Origin of the sequence: Pseudomonas sp. Z1-29 (assembly GCF_051131995.1) — a bacterium.
Lineage (GTDB): Bacteria > Pseudomonadota > Gammaproteobacteria > Pseudomonadales > Pseudomonadaceae > Aquipseudomonas.
Genome location: NZ_CP071645.1, coordinates 4322935 through 4338468, shown reverse-complemented (window position 1 = coordinate 4338468; position 15534 = coordinate 4322935). Strand labels below are relative to the sequence as shown.

The 15534-nt window shown below is 53.0% G+C and carries 15 protein-coding genes; 11 read left to right on the top strand and 4 right to left on the bottom strand.

The window, feature by feature from the left end; genetic code table 11:
- Positions 1 to 35: 35 nt before the first annotated feature.
- Positions 36 to 824 carry an MlaA family lipoprotein gene (locus J3P84_RS19635; RefSeq protein WP_434569412.1) on the bottom strand — a complete coding sequence of 263 codons (789 nt, stop codon included), beginning with the start codon at positions 822 to 824 and terminating at the stop codon, positions 36 to 38.
- Positions 817 to 2115: a serine/threonine protein kinase gene (locus J3P84_RS19630; RefSeq protein WP_434625282.1), complete on the bottom strand. Its 1299-nt coding sequence runs from the start codon at positions 2113 to 2115 to the stop codon at positions 817 to 819. The genes J3P84_RS19635 and J3P84_RS19630 overlap by 8 nt, the downstream gene beginning before the upstream one ends.
- A gap of 427 nt (positions 2116 to 2542) precedes the next feature.
- Here J3P84_RS19630 and J3P84_RS19625 point away from each other — a divergent pair, with 427 nt between their 5' ends.
- The 3 genes from J3P84_RS19625 (at position 2543) to J3P84_RS19615 (ending at position 5683) form a co-directional block, all read left to right on the top strand.
- The gene (locus tag J3P84_RS19625) at positions 2543 to 3397 is read left to right on the top strand and encodes a glycine betaine ABC transporter substrate-binding protein (protein ID WP_434625280.1); all 855 of its coding nucleotides are present in this window, start codon (positions 2543 to 2545) and stop codon (positions 3395 to 3397) included.
- A 319-nt stretch (positions 3398 to 3716) separates the two neighbouring features.
- Positions 3717 to 4028: a DUF485 domain-containing protein gene (locus tag J3P84_RS19620; protein WP_305496111.1), complete on the top strand. Its 312-nt coding sequence runs from the start codon at positions 3717 to 3719 to the stop codon at positions 4026 to 4028.
- Entirely contained in the window at positions 4025 to 5683 is a 1659-nt protein-coding gene (locus tag J3P84_RS19615; protein WP_434625277.1) for a cation acetate symporter, read from the top strand. The genes J3P84_RS19620 and J3P84_RS19615 overlap by 4 nt, the downstream gene beginning before the upstream one ends.
- Positions 5684 to 5779: 96 nt before the next feature.
- Here J3P84_RS19615 and asnB read toward each other — a convergent pair whose 3' ends face one another.
- Positions 5780 to 7777 carry an asparagine synthase (glutamine-hydrolyzing) gene (gene asnB / locus J3P84_RS19610; RefSeq protein ID WP_434625273.1) on the bottom strand — a complete coding sequence of 666 codons (1998 nt, stop codon included), beginning with the start codon at positions 7775 to 7777 and terminating at the stop codon, positions 5780 to 5782.
- 53 nt (positions 7778 to 7830) lie between these two features.
- A complete protein-coding gene (locus tag J3P84_RS19605; protein WP_434625271.1) occupies positions 7831 to 8835 on the bottom strand; it encodes a Rieske 2Fe-2S domain-containing protein in 1005 nt (334 codons plus the stop codon).
- Positions 8836 to 9803: 968 nt separating this feature from the next.
- On the opposite strand from J3P84_RS19605, the gene J3P84_RS19600 reads away from it, so the two are divergent.
- The 8 genes from J3P84_RS19600 (at position 9804) to J3P84_RS19565 (ending at position 15476) form a co-directional block, all read left to right on the top strand.
- The gene (locus tag J3P84_RS19600; RefSeq protein WP_434625269.1) at positions 9804 to 10070 is read left to right on the top strand and encodes an acyl carrier protein; all 267 of its coding nucleotides are present in this window, start codon (positions 9804 to 9806) and stop codon (positions 10068 to 10070) included.
- A gap of 6 nt (positions 10071 to 10076) precedes the next feature.
- The gene (locus J3P84_RS19595; protein WP_434625267.1) at positions 10077 to 10826 is read left to right on the top strand and encodes an alpha/beta fold hydrolase; all 750 of its coding nucleotides are present in this window, start codon (positions 10077 to 10079) and stop codon (positions 10824 to 10826) included.
- Positions 10827 to 10857: 31 nt separating this feature from the next.
- Positions 10858 to 11163 carry a phosphopantetheine-binding protein gene (locus tag J3P84_RS19590; protein ID WP_434625265.1) on the top strand — a complete coding sequence of 102 codons (306 nt, stop codon included), beginning with the start codon at positions 10858 to 10860 and terminating at the stop codon, positions 11161 to 11163.
- Complete coding sequence (locus tag J3P84_RS19585; protein WP_434625263.1) at positions 11160 to 11606, top strand: 3-hydroxyacyl-ACP dehydratase FabZ family protein; 447 nt, start codon at positions 11160 to 11162, stop codon at positions 11604 to 11606. Before J3P84_RS19590 ends, J3P84_RS19585 begins: the two co-directional genes overlap by 4 nt.
- Positions 11606 to 12604: a beta-ketoacyl synthase N-terminal-like domain-containing protein gene (locus tag J3P84_RS19580; RefSeq protein WP_434625261.1), complete on the top strand. Its 999-nt coding sequence runs from the start codon at positions 11606 to 11608 to the stop codon at positions 12602 to 12604. The genes J3P84_RS19585 and J3P84_RS19580 overlap by 1 nt, the downstream gene beginning before the upstream one ends.
- A gap of 36 nt (positions 12605 to 12640) precedes the next feature.
- On the top strand, positions 12641 to 13636 hold the full coding sequence (locus J3P84_RS19575; protein ID WP_434625259.1) for a Rieske 2Fe-2S domain-containing protein: 996 nt from the start codon (positions 12641 to 12643) through the stop codon (positions 13634 to 13636).
- An 83-nt stretch (positions 13637 to 13719) separates the two neighbouring features.
- Positions 13720 to 14064 (top strand): isochorismate lyase, encoded by a 345-nt coding sequence (locus tag J3P84_RS19570; protein ID WP_434625257.1) that lies wholly within the window; start codon positions 13720 to 13722, stop codon positions 14062 to 14064.
- Entirely contained in the window at positions 14064 to 15476 is a 1413-nt protein-coding gene (locus J3P84_RS19565; protein WP_434625255.1) for an isochorismate synthase, read from the top strand. Before J3P84_RS19570 ends, J3P84_RS19565 begins: the two co-directional genes overlap by 1 nt.
- Positions 15477 to 15534: the final 58 nt, after the last annotated feature.

Sequence of the window (15534 nt, the reverse complement as noted above, 5' to 3'; positions counted from 1 at the left end):
CTCGCTCCCACAATGGGTTCTATGGTGTTCGCAAGTTACTCGGCGATCTGCAACTTGCGCGACTCGGTGTACACGTACCGCACCTTCTCATACTCGAACGGCGAGTTCAGCTGCCCGTAGCGAAAGCTGGTCTGGTAGCGCCTGTCCACGCCGCGCAACAGCAGCAGTTCCGGGTGGTTGGAGCTGACCTCCGAGACGTTCAGGAAGTTGATCGCGGATTCCGCGGTGTAATCCACCAGCAGGCCCGAAGTGTCGCGCAGGTTCGAAGGACCGAAGATCGGCAGCACGAAATACGCGCCGCCGGGCACACCATAGAAACCCAGGGTCTGGCCGAAGTCCTCGCTCTGACGCGGCAGGCCCATGGCCGTGGCCGGGTCCCAGAGGCCGGCGATGCCTACGGTGGTATTGAGGAGCAGGCGCGCCGTGGTTTCCATCGAACGCTTGCCCTTCAATTGCAGCAGGCTGTTCATCAGGTTCGGGACGTCCCCCAGGTTGTTGAAGAAATTGCTGACGCCGGTGCGCACGAAGCTCGGGGTGACGTAGCGGTAGCCGTCGACAACAGGGAGGAAGACCCATTCGTCAAAGCGGTAGTTGAAGTGGTAGACGCGGCGGTTCCACGATTCCAGCGGGTCGTAGACGTTCAGGGCGTTGAGCGTCGAGCGTTCGAATTCGCGCTGATCCAGGCCGGGGTTGAACTTGAGTTTGGTCAGCGGCTCCTTGAAGCCGTCCGAATCCACCACCACGGGGGCATTGGCCTTGCTGTCATCGGCGTGGGCCATGCCCGCGCTCATTAACGCGGCGATAAGCAGGAGGTATTTAGCCACGGAAGAACTCCAGCATGGCGTCGCTGTTGACGCGGTAGTTAAGGTTGCCGCAATGGCCGCCCAGTGGATAAACGGTCAGGCGGTCGCCAAAAGTCTTGCGCAGAAAGCCGAGGTCGCCCGGGCCGAGAATCACATCGTCGGCGTTGTGCATCACCGCGATTTTCGTGCTGGCCTGCAGATAATCCTTCAACGCGTACAGACTCACCTGGTCAACCAGTTGCAGCAGGCTGCCGCCGTCGGTGCGCGCGCGCCACATCGGGATCACCTGCTCGGTGAGGTAGCAGTCGAAATCGCATTGCAGCGCGCGCTTGAGGAACGGCGTCAGGCTGGTGCTTTCAGTGATCGGGAACTTCGGCGGGATGATCAGGCCGCGACGGTTGATCAGGTCTGAGGTAAAGGCGATGTCGGCCGCCGAGAAACGGAACGAGGTGCCGATCAGCATCGCCATTTGCTCGTTGCTCAAGTGTTGCTTGGACTGCTGGAAGTCATAGAGCAGGGCATCGTTGAGGTCGATGTAGCCTTTCTGCTGGAAGTAGCGGGTCAGTTTGTTCAGTACCAGTTCATAGAATGTCGTGGTGCTGTTGATGCCCTTGACCTCGGTCTGGACCAGCTTGTCCAGGTTGGTGATCGAGGTGTAGAGGTTCACTGGCGGGTTCAGCAACAAGACTTTCTTGAAGTTGAAACTGCGCCGGGTCTCGTCCAGGTGCGCAACGAAGGCCGCGTCCAGGGCGCCGAGGCTGTAGCCGGTCAGGTAGTACTCGGTGACGGGCACTTTCGGATTTTGCGCGCGCACGGCCTGCATCACGCGATACATGTCTTCGGCGTCTTCCTTGGTGATGCCCGGTGTGGCGAAGCGCGAAGCGGCACTCATGAAGTCGAAACTGGTGGGCGATGATAGCTGCACCACGTGGTAGCCGGCCTTGTAGTAGAGGCGCTTCAAATACTCGTTGAGTGTGCTGTCATACCGCGCGCCGGTGCCGGCGATCAGGAAGATCAGCGGCGCGGGTTTGTCTTGGGTGGCCATGCGGTAGGTGAGGCTTTTCACCGGCCAGAAATTGTCCGGCAGGATGAATTCGCGCTCCGGACGCAGGGTCAGGCTCTGGTCTGACTGGTTGATGTCCTCATTCAGCGGCAGCTCCGGGCGCAGGTCCGGCGGCGTGGTGGCGATGGTCGCCTCGAACGGGTTGGTCAAGGGGTAGCCATAGCTGGCGGCGTCGACATCCACCGCCAGCGCGGACGCACTCAGGATAAGGCCGCCGGCGAGGGCAGCGAAGCGCAAGGAACGGAGCATGTCTGGATCCCTTAGAGGAAGGTGCCGAATGAAGTTCGCAGCCTATGACCACCGAAGTGAAGCCAAGTGCCATGACGGCTGCAAAACAAGCGCGGACGGGTCGCGATAGTAGCGGGACGATACACGTTGAGGCGTGGTGACCGCTAGTGACCTGGCGGCTCGCCTGGTTCAGGCATGCAAGATTTGATCGAAATCCGCGGTCTGAAACGCCCGGAATGGCTTGCTGGCTTTCTGATGTCGTTTCTCGCTGCCTCAGGGTCGCAGACAGAGCAGGTTCCAGATCGGCGCAGGTTGATGATCAGCCTGTCAGTACTCCACTGGCCTTCGAACCGGTTTGCAGGTGAGCGTGATGGGGGCGCTGTGCACCATAACAATACGTTGACGCTGCTCGGCATCCGTCGGGCGCAGCACTTTCGGGGAAGTAACGATGAAGATGCGACGACTCTTGGGCGCAGGTGCCGCACTGGTACTGGCGATCAGCTCCACCCTGGCCAGCGCCGAAACCAAAACCCTGAGCATTGGTTATGTCGACGGCTGGTCCGACAGCGTCGCGACCACCCATGTGGCGGCCGAAGTGATCAAGCAGAAACTCGGTTATGACGTGAAGCTGCAAGCGGTGGCGACCGGGATCATGTGGCAGGGCGTGGCCACCGGCAAGCTCGATGCAATGCTTTCGGCCTGGCTGCCGGTGACTCACGGTGACTACTGGACGAAAAACAAGGACAACGTGGTCGACTACGGCGCGAACTTCAAGGACGCCAAGATCGGCCTGATCGTGCCGGAGTACGTCAAGGCCAAGTCGCTGGAAGACCTCAAGACCGACGATTCCTTCAAGAAACGCATCGTCGGCATCGACGCCGGTTCAGGCGTGATGCTCAAGACCGAACAGGCGATCAAGGACTACGACCTGACCGGTTATCAACTCAAGGCCAGTTCCGGCGCCGGCATGATCGCCGAGCTGACCCGTGCCGAGAAGAAACAAGAGTCCATCGCCGTCACCGGTTGGGTGCCGCACTGGATGTTCGCCAAGTGGAAACTGCGCTTCCTGGAAGATCCGAAGGGTGTCTACGGCGCGGCTGAAACCGTAAACAGCATCGGCAGCAAAGGCCTGGAAGCCAAGGCGCCGGAAGTGGTCGCGTTCCTGAAGAAGTTCCAGTGGGCCTCGAAAGACGAAATCGGTGAAGTCATGCTGGCGATCCAAGAAGGCGCCAAGCCGGACGCCGCCGCCAAGGATTGGGTTGCCAAGCACCCGGACCGCGTGAAGGAGTGGACCGGCAAGTAATCGGCCTGGTCTGACTGTTCCGAAAAACCGCATGAGTTGTTCATGCGGTTTTTTTGTGCCCGTGATTCCTCAATTCGACGCACCCCTGTGGGAGCGAGCCTGCTCGCGAAGCGATCTGCCAGCTGACCCTGCATTTGACCCGCAAGCAGCTTTCGCGAGCAGGCTCGCTCCCACAGGAGGGCAGGGGCACTTGCGAAAATATCCGGGAAACTGGCAAAACCGTCATGTCGTTCTAATACTAAGGTCGTCTGGAACCTGGCCTTGAGCCGCATAGAGTAGGCTCGTTCCAACTTAAATCTGTGCTGCGAGGATAAAAACAATGAACGACAGCATTTACCTCTCGATACAAAACAGCCCGCGCTTCAAGGAGCTGGTGAGTAAAAGGGAAAAGTTCGCCTGGATTCTCTCGGCGATCATGCTAGGGCTTTACTCGGGATTCATCCTTCTGATTGCCTACGGGCCGCATATTCTCGGCGCCAAGATCACGCCTGAGGGAACGATCACCTGGGGCATTCCCATCGGGATCGGCCTGATTCTCTCGGCTTTTGTCCTGACCGGCATTTACGTACGACGCGCCAATGGCGAGTTCGACGACCTGAACAATGCGATTCTCAAGGAGGCTCAGCAATGATCCGGCGTCTACTGGCTCTTTTGAGCATCGCTGCGTTCGCACCGAGCGTCTGGGCGGCTGATGCCGTGGCGGGGGCTGTGCAGAAACAGCCCCTCAACGTCGCGGCTATCCTGATGTTCGTGGCCTTCGTCGGCGCGACTCTGTACATCACCTACTGGGCGTCCAAGAAAAACAACTCGGCGGCCGACTACTATGCGGCTGGCGGCAAGATCACCGGCTTCCAGAACGGCCTGGCGATTGCCGGCGACTACATGTCGGCGGCTTCCTTCCTGGGTATTTCCGCGCTGGTGTTCACGTCCGGTTATGACGGCCTGATCTACTCCATCGGCTTCCTGGTGGGCTGGCCGATCATTCTGTTCCTGATCGCCGAGCGTCTGCGCAACCTAGGTAAATACACCTTTGCCGACGTGGCGTCCTATCGCCTCGGGCAAACCCAGATCCGCAGTCTGTCCGCCTGCGGCTCGCTGGTGGTGGTGGCGTTCTACCTGATCGCGCAAATGGTCGGTGCCGGCAAGCTGATCCAGCTGCTGTTCGGCCTGGACTACCACGTTGCGGTGATCCTGGTCGGTATCCTGATGTGCCTCTACGTGCTGTTCGGCGGTATGCTGGCCACCACCTGGGTACAAATCATCAAGGCCGTGCTGTTGCTGTCGGGTGCTTCGTTCATGGCGCTGATGGTGATGAAGCACGTCAACTTCGACTTCAACATGCTGTTTGCCGAAGCGGTCAAGGTTCACCCTAAAGGTGAAGCGATCATGAGTCCTGGCGGCCTGGTGAAGGATCCGATCTCGGCCTTCTCCCTCGGCCTGGCGCTGATGTTCGGTACCGCTGGCCTGCCACATATCCTGATGCGCTTCTTCACCGTGAGCGACGCCAAGGAAGCTCGCAAGAGCGTGCTGTATGCCACCGGCTTCATCGGCTACTTCTACATCCTGACCTTCATCATCGGCTTCGGCGCGATCCTGCTGGTCAGCACCAACCCGGCCTTCAAGGACGCGGCAGGTGCCTTGCTGGGCGGCAACAACATGGCGGCGGTGCATCTGTCCAACGCGGTTGGCGGCAGCATCTTCCTGGGCTTCATCTCGGCGGTGGCGTTCGCGACCATCCTGGCGGTGGTAGCGGGGCTGACCCTGGCCGGTGCCTCGGCGGTGTCCCATGACCTGTACGCCAGCGTGATCAAGAAAGGCAAGGCCAACGAGAAGGATGAGATTCGGGTTTCGAAAATCACCACTATCTGTCTGGCGGTGCTGGCGATCGGCCTGGGTATCCTGTTTGAGAAGCAGAACATCGCGTTCATGGTGGGCCTGGCGTTCTCCATCGCGGCGAGCTGCAACTTCCCGGTACTGCTGCTTTCGATGTACTGGAAGAAACTGACCACCCGTGGCGCCATGATCGGCGGCTGGCTGGGCCTGGTCAGTGCCGTGGGCCTGATGGTGCTCGGTCCGACCATCTGGGTGCAGATCATGGGTCACGAGAAGGCGATCTTCCCGTACGAATACCCAGCGCTGTTCTCGATGGCCATTGCGTTCATCGGCATCTGGTTCTTCTCCATCACCGACAAGTCGGCTGAAGGTGCAAACGAGCGGGCGCTGTTCTTCCCGCAATTCGTGCGTTCGCAGACTGGCCTGGGGGCGAGTGGGGCGGTTAATCACTGAGGCAGCGGCAAGCTGAAGGCATCAAGTTAAAGCGTTGTGTTTAAAGAAATACCCCGGTCGAGAGGCCGGGGTATTTTTTTGTCCGCACGGATGGGCTTATGGAATCATCATCGGAGGCGCTCGATGGCGCGATACAGGGACGTCATTTTGCGCTTTACGAGACCTGGTCGCTTTACTTGACTCCAACCACGTATCGAGATTCTGAACGTACTGGTTGTCAAGGATCTGTACGGTCAGAACATAAAGCAGGATGTTGTTGAGCCTCTCTCGAAGGTGTCGTGGCACCACGCGCGTTTTCACCAGCTTGAGCATCAGTCGAATGGAAAATGCTGAAAATATCCCGCTGGTCTTGATCGCTTGAGGCGTTAGATAGGTGTCGACCAGCTTGGCCATTTTTTCTGACCTTCCGGCGTCGACCCAAATGGGAGGCGTGATGTAGGGCCACTTCTTGCGAGCATAGACTTCATCCGTAATGTCATTTTTGACCAGCTCACGAAGAATGTATTTTTCTACACCGTCTTTGATCTTCAGCGTGTTCGGCAGCTTGCACGCCCAGTCGAACAAATGATGATCCAAAAAAGGAGTTCGACCTTCAAGGGAGTGAGCCATTTCCTGGCGATCCCCAAGATTGGACAGAATGAAGGGGGACAGCAAACCCTTGATGCTGAACATCTGCATCTTATTGACCGGTTCAAGCGGGTCGGTCTGCGCTTTGTCGATACGTTGTGTTAAACGGCTTATCGGCGATGTAGTGCGCAATATCGGCCGCTTGCACTTGGCGAAGAGATTGTGCAGAAACGCCTGAGTACTGGTAGAAAAAAGATCAATCATCTCGACCTGAGGAACGAACCCGAAGGTTCGATTGATCCGTTGTTCCGAGCGGTTTTGCGCTCTTGTGGGCTTCTTCGGCGCGCGCCGATAGGCGTGACTCGATAACCCCTCGTTGCGGTCCTTGAAGTAGGCATAGCCTAGAAACAGTTCGTCTGAGCCCTCCCCCGTCAGGACGCAGGTGACATGCTGGGCTGCTAGTTTGGATAACAGGTATTTGCCGACGCCGTTGTAATTGACTGCCGGGGTTTCACTGAACCAGAGGCAATCCTCAAGGTTACCCAGCAGGTCGTCTTCGCTGCATTGAATTTTATGGAAGTTGGCGCCAATTTTCGCGGCCATGCGCATTGCAATGGCTGCTTCGTCATAGTCCTCATCTTCATTGAAGGAAATGGAAAAAACTTCGGGTGGCGACGGCAGGATTTTCGCGGCGATCGCAGCGACCGCCGCCGAATCCAGGCCACCGCTGAGATAAATGCCCACGGGCACGTCCGCTCGAAGCCTTAGTGAGATGGATTCCTCAAGTCTTTGCTTCAGTTCTGCCAATACCTGAGCTTCATCGTGCCGTTTGGCATCAAAGGCATCAGGTAGCAGGTCTGGTTCCCAGTACACATGGCTTTCGAGACTTGAGCGCTCAAGGTCGATGGTGATCAACGTAGCAGGCTTCACCACATTGATATTTTCAAAAATACTGTCCATTGGCACAAAGCTGAGCATGTCGCGAATAGCAACGACATCTAGCTTTGGAGCAAGAATGCCAGCCGCGAAAAGGGCCTTGGCTTCCGAGGCGAAGGCTATCTTCAGGCCACAGGTTTGATCCAGATGATAGTACAACGGCTTAATACCAAAACGGTCTCGGCAGATATGCAGTTTTCGTTGAGTTCGGTCAAATAGTATGAACGCAAATTCGCCCCGCAGGGAGCTGGTAAAATCGATCCCATCACGTTCATAAAGATGAAGAATGACTTCAGAATCCGAACATGAGGAAAATGAATAACCCTCTTCGATCAACTCGGCTCTTAACCGGTCGTGATCATAGATCTCGCCATTACAAACAAGGACCTTGTTGCCGTCTTTGCTGAACAGTGGCTGACCACCATTATCAAGATCGATAATGGACAGTCGGGTATGACCCAGAACGAGTTTTTCCTCATGATCAAAGTAGGAGCTACGTCCATCAGGACCCCTGTGGTGCAAAGCGTCTAGCGCACGCTCCACATAATGAGTATCGATGTCAAAACCAAGGGATGAGAAAATACCGCACATAACGTTCGCGCCAATTTTTAATGAGGAAGGGCAGTCTCGATGAGCCCGGGTTACTAGCGATCGCCTAAATAAATACGTTCAAGCATTTTTCTGTGCACAACCAGAGGCTTGTCATATTTTCCTAGCCTGGTGCCGTTCAGTGCATAGGGAAGATGAGCAAGACGCTCGGAGAATTTACCGTCTGCTTCAAATTCTTTTTTTATGAATTTCAAGACAAAGCGTTTAAGGTTCTTTTGAAGGAAAGCAGATTTCTTATCCTCCGCTTTTCCAAAGACGAAGCTGTAGAGGGTAGTGCGCTGCGCACTGTTTGGAACAAAGAATATGGTGGTTTTGATCCGCCCGCCAATAGATGCGGCGGTTTCCCGACGCGTGACCCAGGACTCGTAGGTACTGCGAACTGGATTAAAAAACGTAATAAACCGGTTGTGGGAGATATCCCCTGGCTGAACACCGGTAAGGAACATTAGCGGAAATTTTCGAATGGGACCTCGGTAATAGTTATTGGTGCTGTCATCGAACTGTTCAAATTCGTATTCGACGTGCTTTGCGCCTTCCCGGTCCCAACCGAACGTTTGATGTACATACGGAAAATGCTCATCTTCAGAGAAATTATCCAGGGCAACGTGTAAGGGACACTTGAAGACAACGGGGAACTGTCCCAAAAATACGTAATCAGGATCTTCAAACTCAGGAGGAGGAGAGGCTTCCTGTCCTCCTACCCAAATGACGCCATGGCGTTGCACCGTCTTTAATACAGGAATCGTGCATGTTTTTACTTTTGGAGAGGAAGGAATGGCGCCTTTGCCGTCTTTATCGAAGGTCCAGCCGTGGTAAGGACATTCTATCGAACCGTTGGGTAAAACAGTTCCCATTGACAGGGGAGTAAATCGATGAGGGCACCGATCAGGCATGGCTACGATTTCGTTTTCCGCCCCCCTGAAAAGCACAATCTTGAAATCACCAATTTCGACCTGAACGGGTGAATTACGCAATTTCTTTTCATCAAGAACAGGATGGAAATACTGGGAAATTTTACTCCAGGAAAAATCAACAGCCATCTCAATTCTCCATAATTGATGCTCTGCTTACAGCCGGATTTAGATGCAAAAGAAGCCTGAAAAATGGCCGTGATCCATATCGGCCGCGGCAGAGAGTAGACGTAAATTGACATTTGACGCAACACTCTAGCTGGAAAAAATTCACCCCTTCCTAAAACAAACCAAGAAAAACAGTGAGTTCCCAGGATCGGAAATTTCAGCGGTCGTGGCTCTTGTGAAAAACACATAACCTGCTGATTTTAAACGGCTATTTCCTGGTTATGTATGATTCAAGCACGATCGTACAAAAAACGAAGGAGCGTTAGGATAAATTCGCTCTTTCGCCCCCGCGCTGTAGGGAACAGGGACATTAGGAGAATACGAAACCATAAATTTTTGTTGCAAAGTCGATCTCTGGATGATTAGGCTAGATAGCAACTCAAGCCTTTGCTGCTCGATGGCACGTTGCAGCAATGGACACTGTCAAGGTCAGGCTTTTGGTTTGATTGATGCTGATGATTCAGGCAGTAAGCTCTATCAAGGAATGATAAGGACATGCTTCGATGAATGGATGCAAAATTCGCAATAATCCTCTACCTAACTACTCGCTCGGAAATGGCGGGTGTGCGGTATCGTTTAAAAAATTTTCATCCTATCGCCGCCAGGCACAACGAACCGTTGCCTCTCCGAGTGGTCGATTCAATTGCAAAACTGATCGTGCCTTAATAATCCAAGCGCGGGCGAGTGCCACCTGTTCGAAAGACTGTGAGTCGTAAACTCTACTTAGCCAAGCAAATCTAAATGAACTCATAAATACCAACCCCAGGCTGGCGGAACAGCATGATGAAGGTTTTGGTATCGGCTGAGTATCCCGGGGCACGGAGTATTCTCGCTGGCTCTTATTAAACCAGCGGCTAAGATATGTGGAAAATCTATTCGCTTGATTGCCGGCCGTCGTGTTAGACGAGTTTTGCTTTGGACTAATTACCATGAGAATTACAGATATGAACACGGCTCAAGTCAAAGAGGAGTTACATCACCTATGGAGAGAGTTGCTCCCCTCGCAGAGCTTCGATGAAGACTCAGATTTTCTAAGTGTCGGTGGCAGTTCATTAAAGGTCATGAGTCTTTTCGTAAAGTGTATGAAGAAATTTGGTGTGAAGATGGAAGTCAAAAATTTTTACGCATTGAATACTATCAATAGGCAAAGCGCTTTCATTACAAGCGAGTTGCAGCTTGAAGCACAGCTTGAGTAGGAAAGTATGCACAGTCCGATTGCGGTCGTCACCGCTCCAAAAATCCCCAAGGCATATAAATCTCTATTTGAAAAAGCCGAGCAGGACCGGCTTTTAGTGGGGGACCTCGAAGTGAGGCTGTATCGCTGGCCCGGCGAACGTACTGTGTTATGCCTCCACGGTTCCAATGGCAATTCGGCTCAGTTTGGAAAGCTGATTTCCAAGTTGACTGAAGTGGGTCATGGCGTTATTGCGGTAGATATACCATCCCACGATGCGCAGGGTCGTTTTATCCCGTCCAACAATATCGGGTTCAGCCTCCTCGCCCTGCAAAAAAAATACGGCGAAATCTATGCGGTTGTCGCGCATTCCATGGCGTGCAGCTGGGCACTGTGGGCGATGAGGAACGGATTACACGTCCAACGTGTGGTCTGCTTGTCCCCCGCTGCGACTCAGGAATATGTCTTCAAGCGGTTCCTCGCGCTTCAGGCTGACCGGGGTGTTTGCATGGATGACCTGGAGCAAGAAATATCATCGTCATTCGGCAGTTCATGGAGGGAGGAGTATTCGACGATCAACCTATGCCAATTCCTGACGCTAGATGCGCTGATCTATCACGATCGCGATGATCCGGTAATTGAATTCGAACAAGGTGGCGAGCAACTTGCGGAACGTTGGGGCGGCGCCTTGTTTCGAGCGACGAATGGGCAAGGACACTCTGGGTTTTTTAGGAGTGAAACGATAATGGAAGAAGTTAAGAGTTTTATTGTTTCGTAAATAAACATTAATAAATAATGGAGATGGCAAAATGGAAGCTGATGTGACCAAAGAGGCGCTGTACAGCAATATTGAACGAATCATTTTGCAGTACTGCGATGCGGCGGATCTGGGTATTACCGGTATCGATCCCGACGTCAGTCTGACCCAAGAGCTAGGCGTTGACAGTGTTGACTTCCTCGATATCGTTTTTGAGATCGAAGATACCTATAAAATTCAGTTTCCACTTGAGCAATGGTCGGCGGATGTGCCTGACGGTAAAAAAAATGAATCCAAGATGTGCGATTTCGTGGATGCAGTTTACGCACTAATAGTGCCGAAATTGGTTGAGGCATGAATTTCGAAGTTAACGCGTTGGTCGATAAGGTTGTGGACGTTTCTGAATGGGAACGTATTACCTGTCGCAGCACGGTGCCAACACAGGCCCCTCTCTTTGAGGGGCATTTTCCAGGTAACCCAATCGTTCCAGGCGTGTTGCTGGTGGAGATGATGGCTCAAGCGAGTGGTTATCTTTATATGTTGTCATCGGGTTTTGAGCGGATGCCTTACCTGGTAAATATCAAAAGCGCGAAGTTTAAGCGGTTTGTCTCGCCAGGTGAGGTGCTTGACGTGAAGTCGCAGTTAACTCATCAAGGAGACGGTTATTTGGTTTTCAAAGCCAGTATTAGCGCGCCGTTGATGGTGGCCAACGCCGAGCTCATGTTGAAACTAATGGATTTTCCTAATGACGTTCTCAAGGAAAGTGTTGTCAGTTCGGTAAAGTCGGCGAGGGGTGAGTGATGAATAACAGCGCCTTTATTCTGGGTGTCGGCGGAGTCTCCAACTTGGGATGTTTACAGGCCCGCGATCCATGGATGGCTTTTTCGCCGCTCCTTATCGGCACGAGCAAAGTCAGCGCGTCTGAATTCCCGGTGAGTAGATATATTACTAAACAGCGTGATATCAACTCTATGGGTTTGGGACAAAAAATGTTGGTCTGTGCCGCAGGCTTGGCATTGGAGGACGCACGCTTGCTGGGCAGCGATCTTACAAGCTATGACATTTTTATGGCTTCGAAAATCGGTGAACGAAATAAGGATGTCGATGCCGCTATTATACAAGCGGCTAAAATCGGTACGCTCGACATCAACGCCGAGTTGAGCCGTTTACGGCCTACCCATTTCCTTGCTGAACTACCGAATTTGTATTCAGCTAACATTTCGATAGTGTTTGGTGCTAAAGGCGAGAGCGTAACGTTCGTCGGAGAAGCGTCTGCTTCGGTACAAGCGGTGACGCATGCTATCGAGAAACTCTCGAGTGGGCAGGCGCACCATTCTATCGTAGGGGGCGTGTTCAACGGTGATCAGGAAATTCACGATGAGTACGTTGCCTCAATAAACCATTGTGGATCAACGCCCATCGTATTCGGCAGCGCAGCGACTTGTATGGTACTCGGATCGGTACCGACCGACGCGATAGCCGGTATTTCACGACTTGAGCGCTTTGATCTGAAGAACTTAGCCGAGATTATTATCGAGAATGAAGTGTCGGCCGTTTCGGCAAGTTTTCATCCCGGCATCAGTCCTCCTGCATATTGGTTCCCTGAAGGCGTTGGGATTGTAGGCGTCAATATCGCCGATTATTTCGGCAGTCTATTTGAATCGACATTGCCCACTCAAGTCCTGTTTTCATTGTTGCATTTTAAGCCAATGCTGCAGTTGCAACGCCGCAAGCGAATACTACTGATAACCCAGGTAGGAAGAGCACATTTCGAAGCATTTCTCGTGGATGTTTTATAGTCGGACAGCATTCGGAATGCATTAACGGGGTTTTTCATGGACTCGCAAAATCAAATTCACCCGGTGACTAATCGGTTTCCATTTGGCTCGTATCCCTGCGGCTGGTATGCCGTAGCATGGGCTGACGATATTGATAATGAAACTATCCGAAGTGTGCGGCTCTGCGGCAAAGACATTGTTGTCGTTAGGACTGCTTCAGGGGAAGTTGCGGTATATGATGCCCATTGCCCTCATCTAGGCGCACACTTGGGGTTTGGTGGGGTGGTCATCGGTGAAAATATCCGGTGCCCGTTTCATGGCTGGGAGTTTGGTAGCGGTGGGCAGTGTAGCCGTATTCCATTCTATGACGGTACCATGAAAGTTGGCTTGAAACGGTGGCACTCGATTATTCACGCAGGCATGCTCCAAGTCTGGTACGGCGGCACGCAAAGTGAGCCTGGTTGGAATGTGGACCCAGTGGATTCCTTTGGATGGACCTCGCCGCGACTGGATAAGGGAAGTGTCTGGTCATTGAAGACGCACGTCCAAGAGGTGGCGGAAAATGGAGTGGATGTTGCTCACTTTACAACGGTACATAATGCGGAATCCATTGGCGAGTTAAGAGAGCTCTCATTCACTTGGCCACGTGCTAGTTGGACATCAATTAGCTCCAGTGATATCGGTGGGAAGTCTTCGGTGGCGCACGCCAACGTCGTATTGGATGGGTTGGGGTTGCATAAAGTTGAAGTCAATGTGGATGGTGGGAAGATAAGGTTTAGGAGTTTTCTCTACGTTTCCCCGATAGACAATGAGAACGTTGTAATCCGCATGAGCGTTTCCGTTAAACACACGGGCGACCCTCGTAAAGATGCGATGCTGATTAAATACCTTATCCCTCGATTAGCTGGTGAGTTGGCCAAGGATTTCGATATTTGGGAGAACAAAAAGTATATAGAACGCCCTCCATTAAGTCGCGTTGATGGTCCGATTGCCAAGTTTCGCCAATGGTGCCAGGGGTTTTACGACGGAAGTGCGGCATTTCAAGGTCGGTAGTGTCTGAGTACTATGGCATTTATGCTAAATCCTATCTGTTTTGTGTATTTCTTCCTGCTTTGTAGTAATGCGATGAGGCGCTCATGATGATGACGGTCGATAAAATATTTAGAGAACTTACCGCCAAACAACCGGATGAGTGTGAAAATCTCGCAGATATCCGTAGGGCGATTGACGGCTTAGATGAACACATTATCCGTGCGATGGGACAACGTATGTTATATGTCCGGTCCGCGTCTCGTTTCAAACCCTCTGAATCTAGTATCCCAGCGCCTGCGCGTGTGGCAGAAATGCTTCCTCAGCGTCGGAACTGGGCAGAAGAGGCGGGGTTGGATGGTGATTTTGTACAAGGTCTGTTTAGCCAGATTATCAATTGGTATATCGCTGAGCAGGTTGGTTATTGGCGACAACAACGAGGCCTCGCATAATGAGTATTCTCGATGTGGATTACACAGGGCTTTATCTATGTATTGAAGAGGCTCATAAAAAAGCGCTTGAAACGGCAAGCCCTGTGCTCGCGGCTTTTTCTTGTGTTGTCGCAACGGTGGATCCGCTGTCGCTGTTGGAAAGAGCTCAGGGCTACCACGATTCCTACGCGTTTTGGAAGGCTAGAGACCCGGCGGTCTGCATGTTTGGCTGGGGTACGGAGGTTGAAATCAACGTCCAAGGCGAAACACGTTTTTCCGAGGTGCAGGCACTCTGGCGTTCGCTTCTTGAGCACTCGGTATGCCGTGGACCTTTAGGGCCTAGGTTGGTTGGCGGATTTCGATTTGATGTGGATGGTGACAAGGATCCGTGTTGGAGGGACTTCCCCGACGCCTGCATGAGTTTGTACAAAACGCTGGTTGTCCATGCGCCAGATCGGGATTGGCTGCTTTGCCACTGCTATGTCGATCCAGGTGCGGATGTGGCTTTGTTGGTGGCTAGCTACAAAAAACACATCGAACTTTTATGCGGGCGCGAAAAGAAACTGGCGCACGGATCGTCCAACTTTGCGTTGTACGAACCGGCGAACGCTGGTCAATGGAAGTCAAAAGCCAGGCTGGCTGTCGAGAAAATACAGTGCCAGGCATTTACCAAAGTCGTGCTGGCCCGGTCCGTCCAGCAGGTACATGACGAGCCCATCAATCCCGGCGCTTTGGTGAGAGCTTTAAGCAGCAATAGCCAAGCGCATCTGTTCGCTTTTAGCCGGGGTGATAGTTGCTTTGTTGGAGCAACGCCTGAGCGTCTGGCTTGTGTCCTCGACGGAAATCTTCACACCCATGCATTGGCGGGAACCACTCGCCGGGATGAGGACGCTGCAATAGACCGGCGCTTAGGGGAGATGCTTTTTGAGTCGAGCAAGGAGCGGCACGAGCATGCCCTTGTCGTCGAGGCGATTCGTGAGGCGCTGACGCCGTTGGTATCCGAGCTGGAAATCTCCCAAGAGCCGACTTTGCACTGCCTTCCCAAAGTCCAGCATCTCAATACCGCCATTCGTGCTCAAGTCAAAGGGGAGGTTAGCTTACTCAATATAGTCGCGGCTATGCATCCAACGCCTGCGGTTGCCGGCCATTCACGCCAGGCGGCGCTTGATTATATTCGCAAGCACGAAGAACTGGATCGAGGTTGGTACGCTGCTCCTCTTGGTTGGCTTGATGCCGACGGGAATGGAGATTTTATTGTAGGGCTCAGATCCGCACTAGTATCAGGCGTTAATTGTAGGCTCTTTGCGGGATGCGGCATTGTCAGCGACTCGGACCCAGAACAAGAATATCAAGAAACATGTCTGAAATTATCCGGTCTGCAACAGGCGCTAATTGATAGCGCTCGACCTATTGCAAGTCTGATGCTGGCTTGACTAGGAATTACTCTGGCCGTCTCAGCTGCTCCAAATATCGATTGCGGCTATGCGAGGG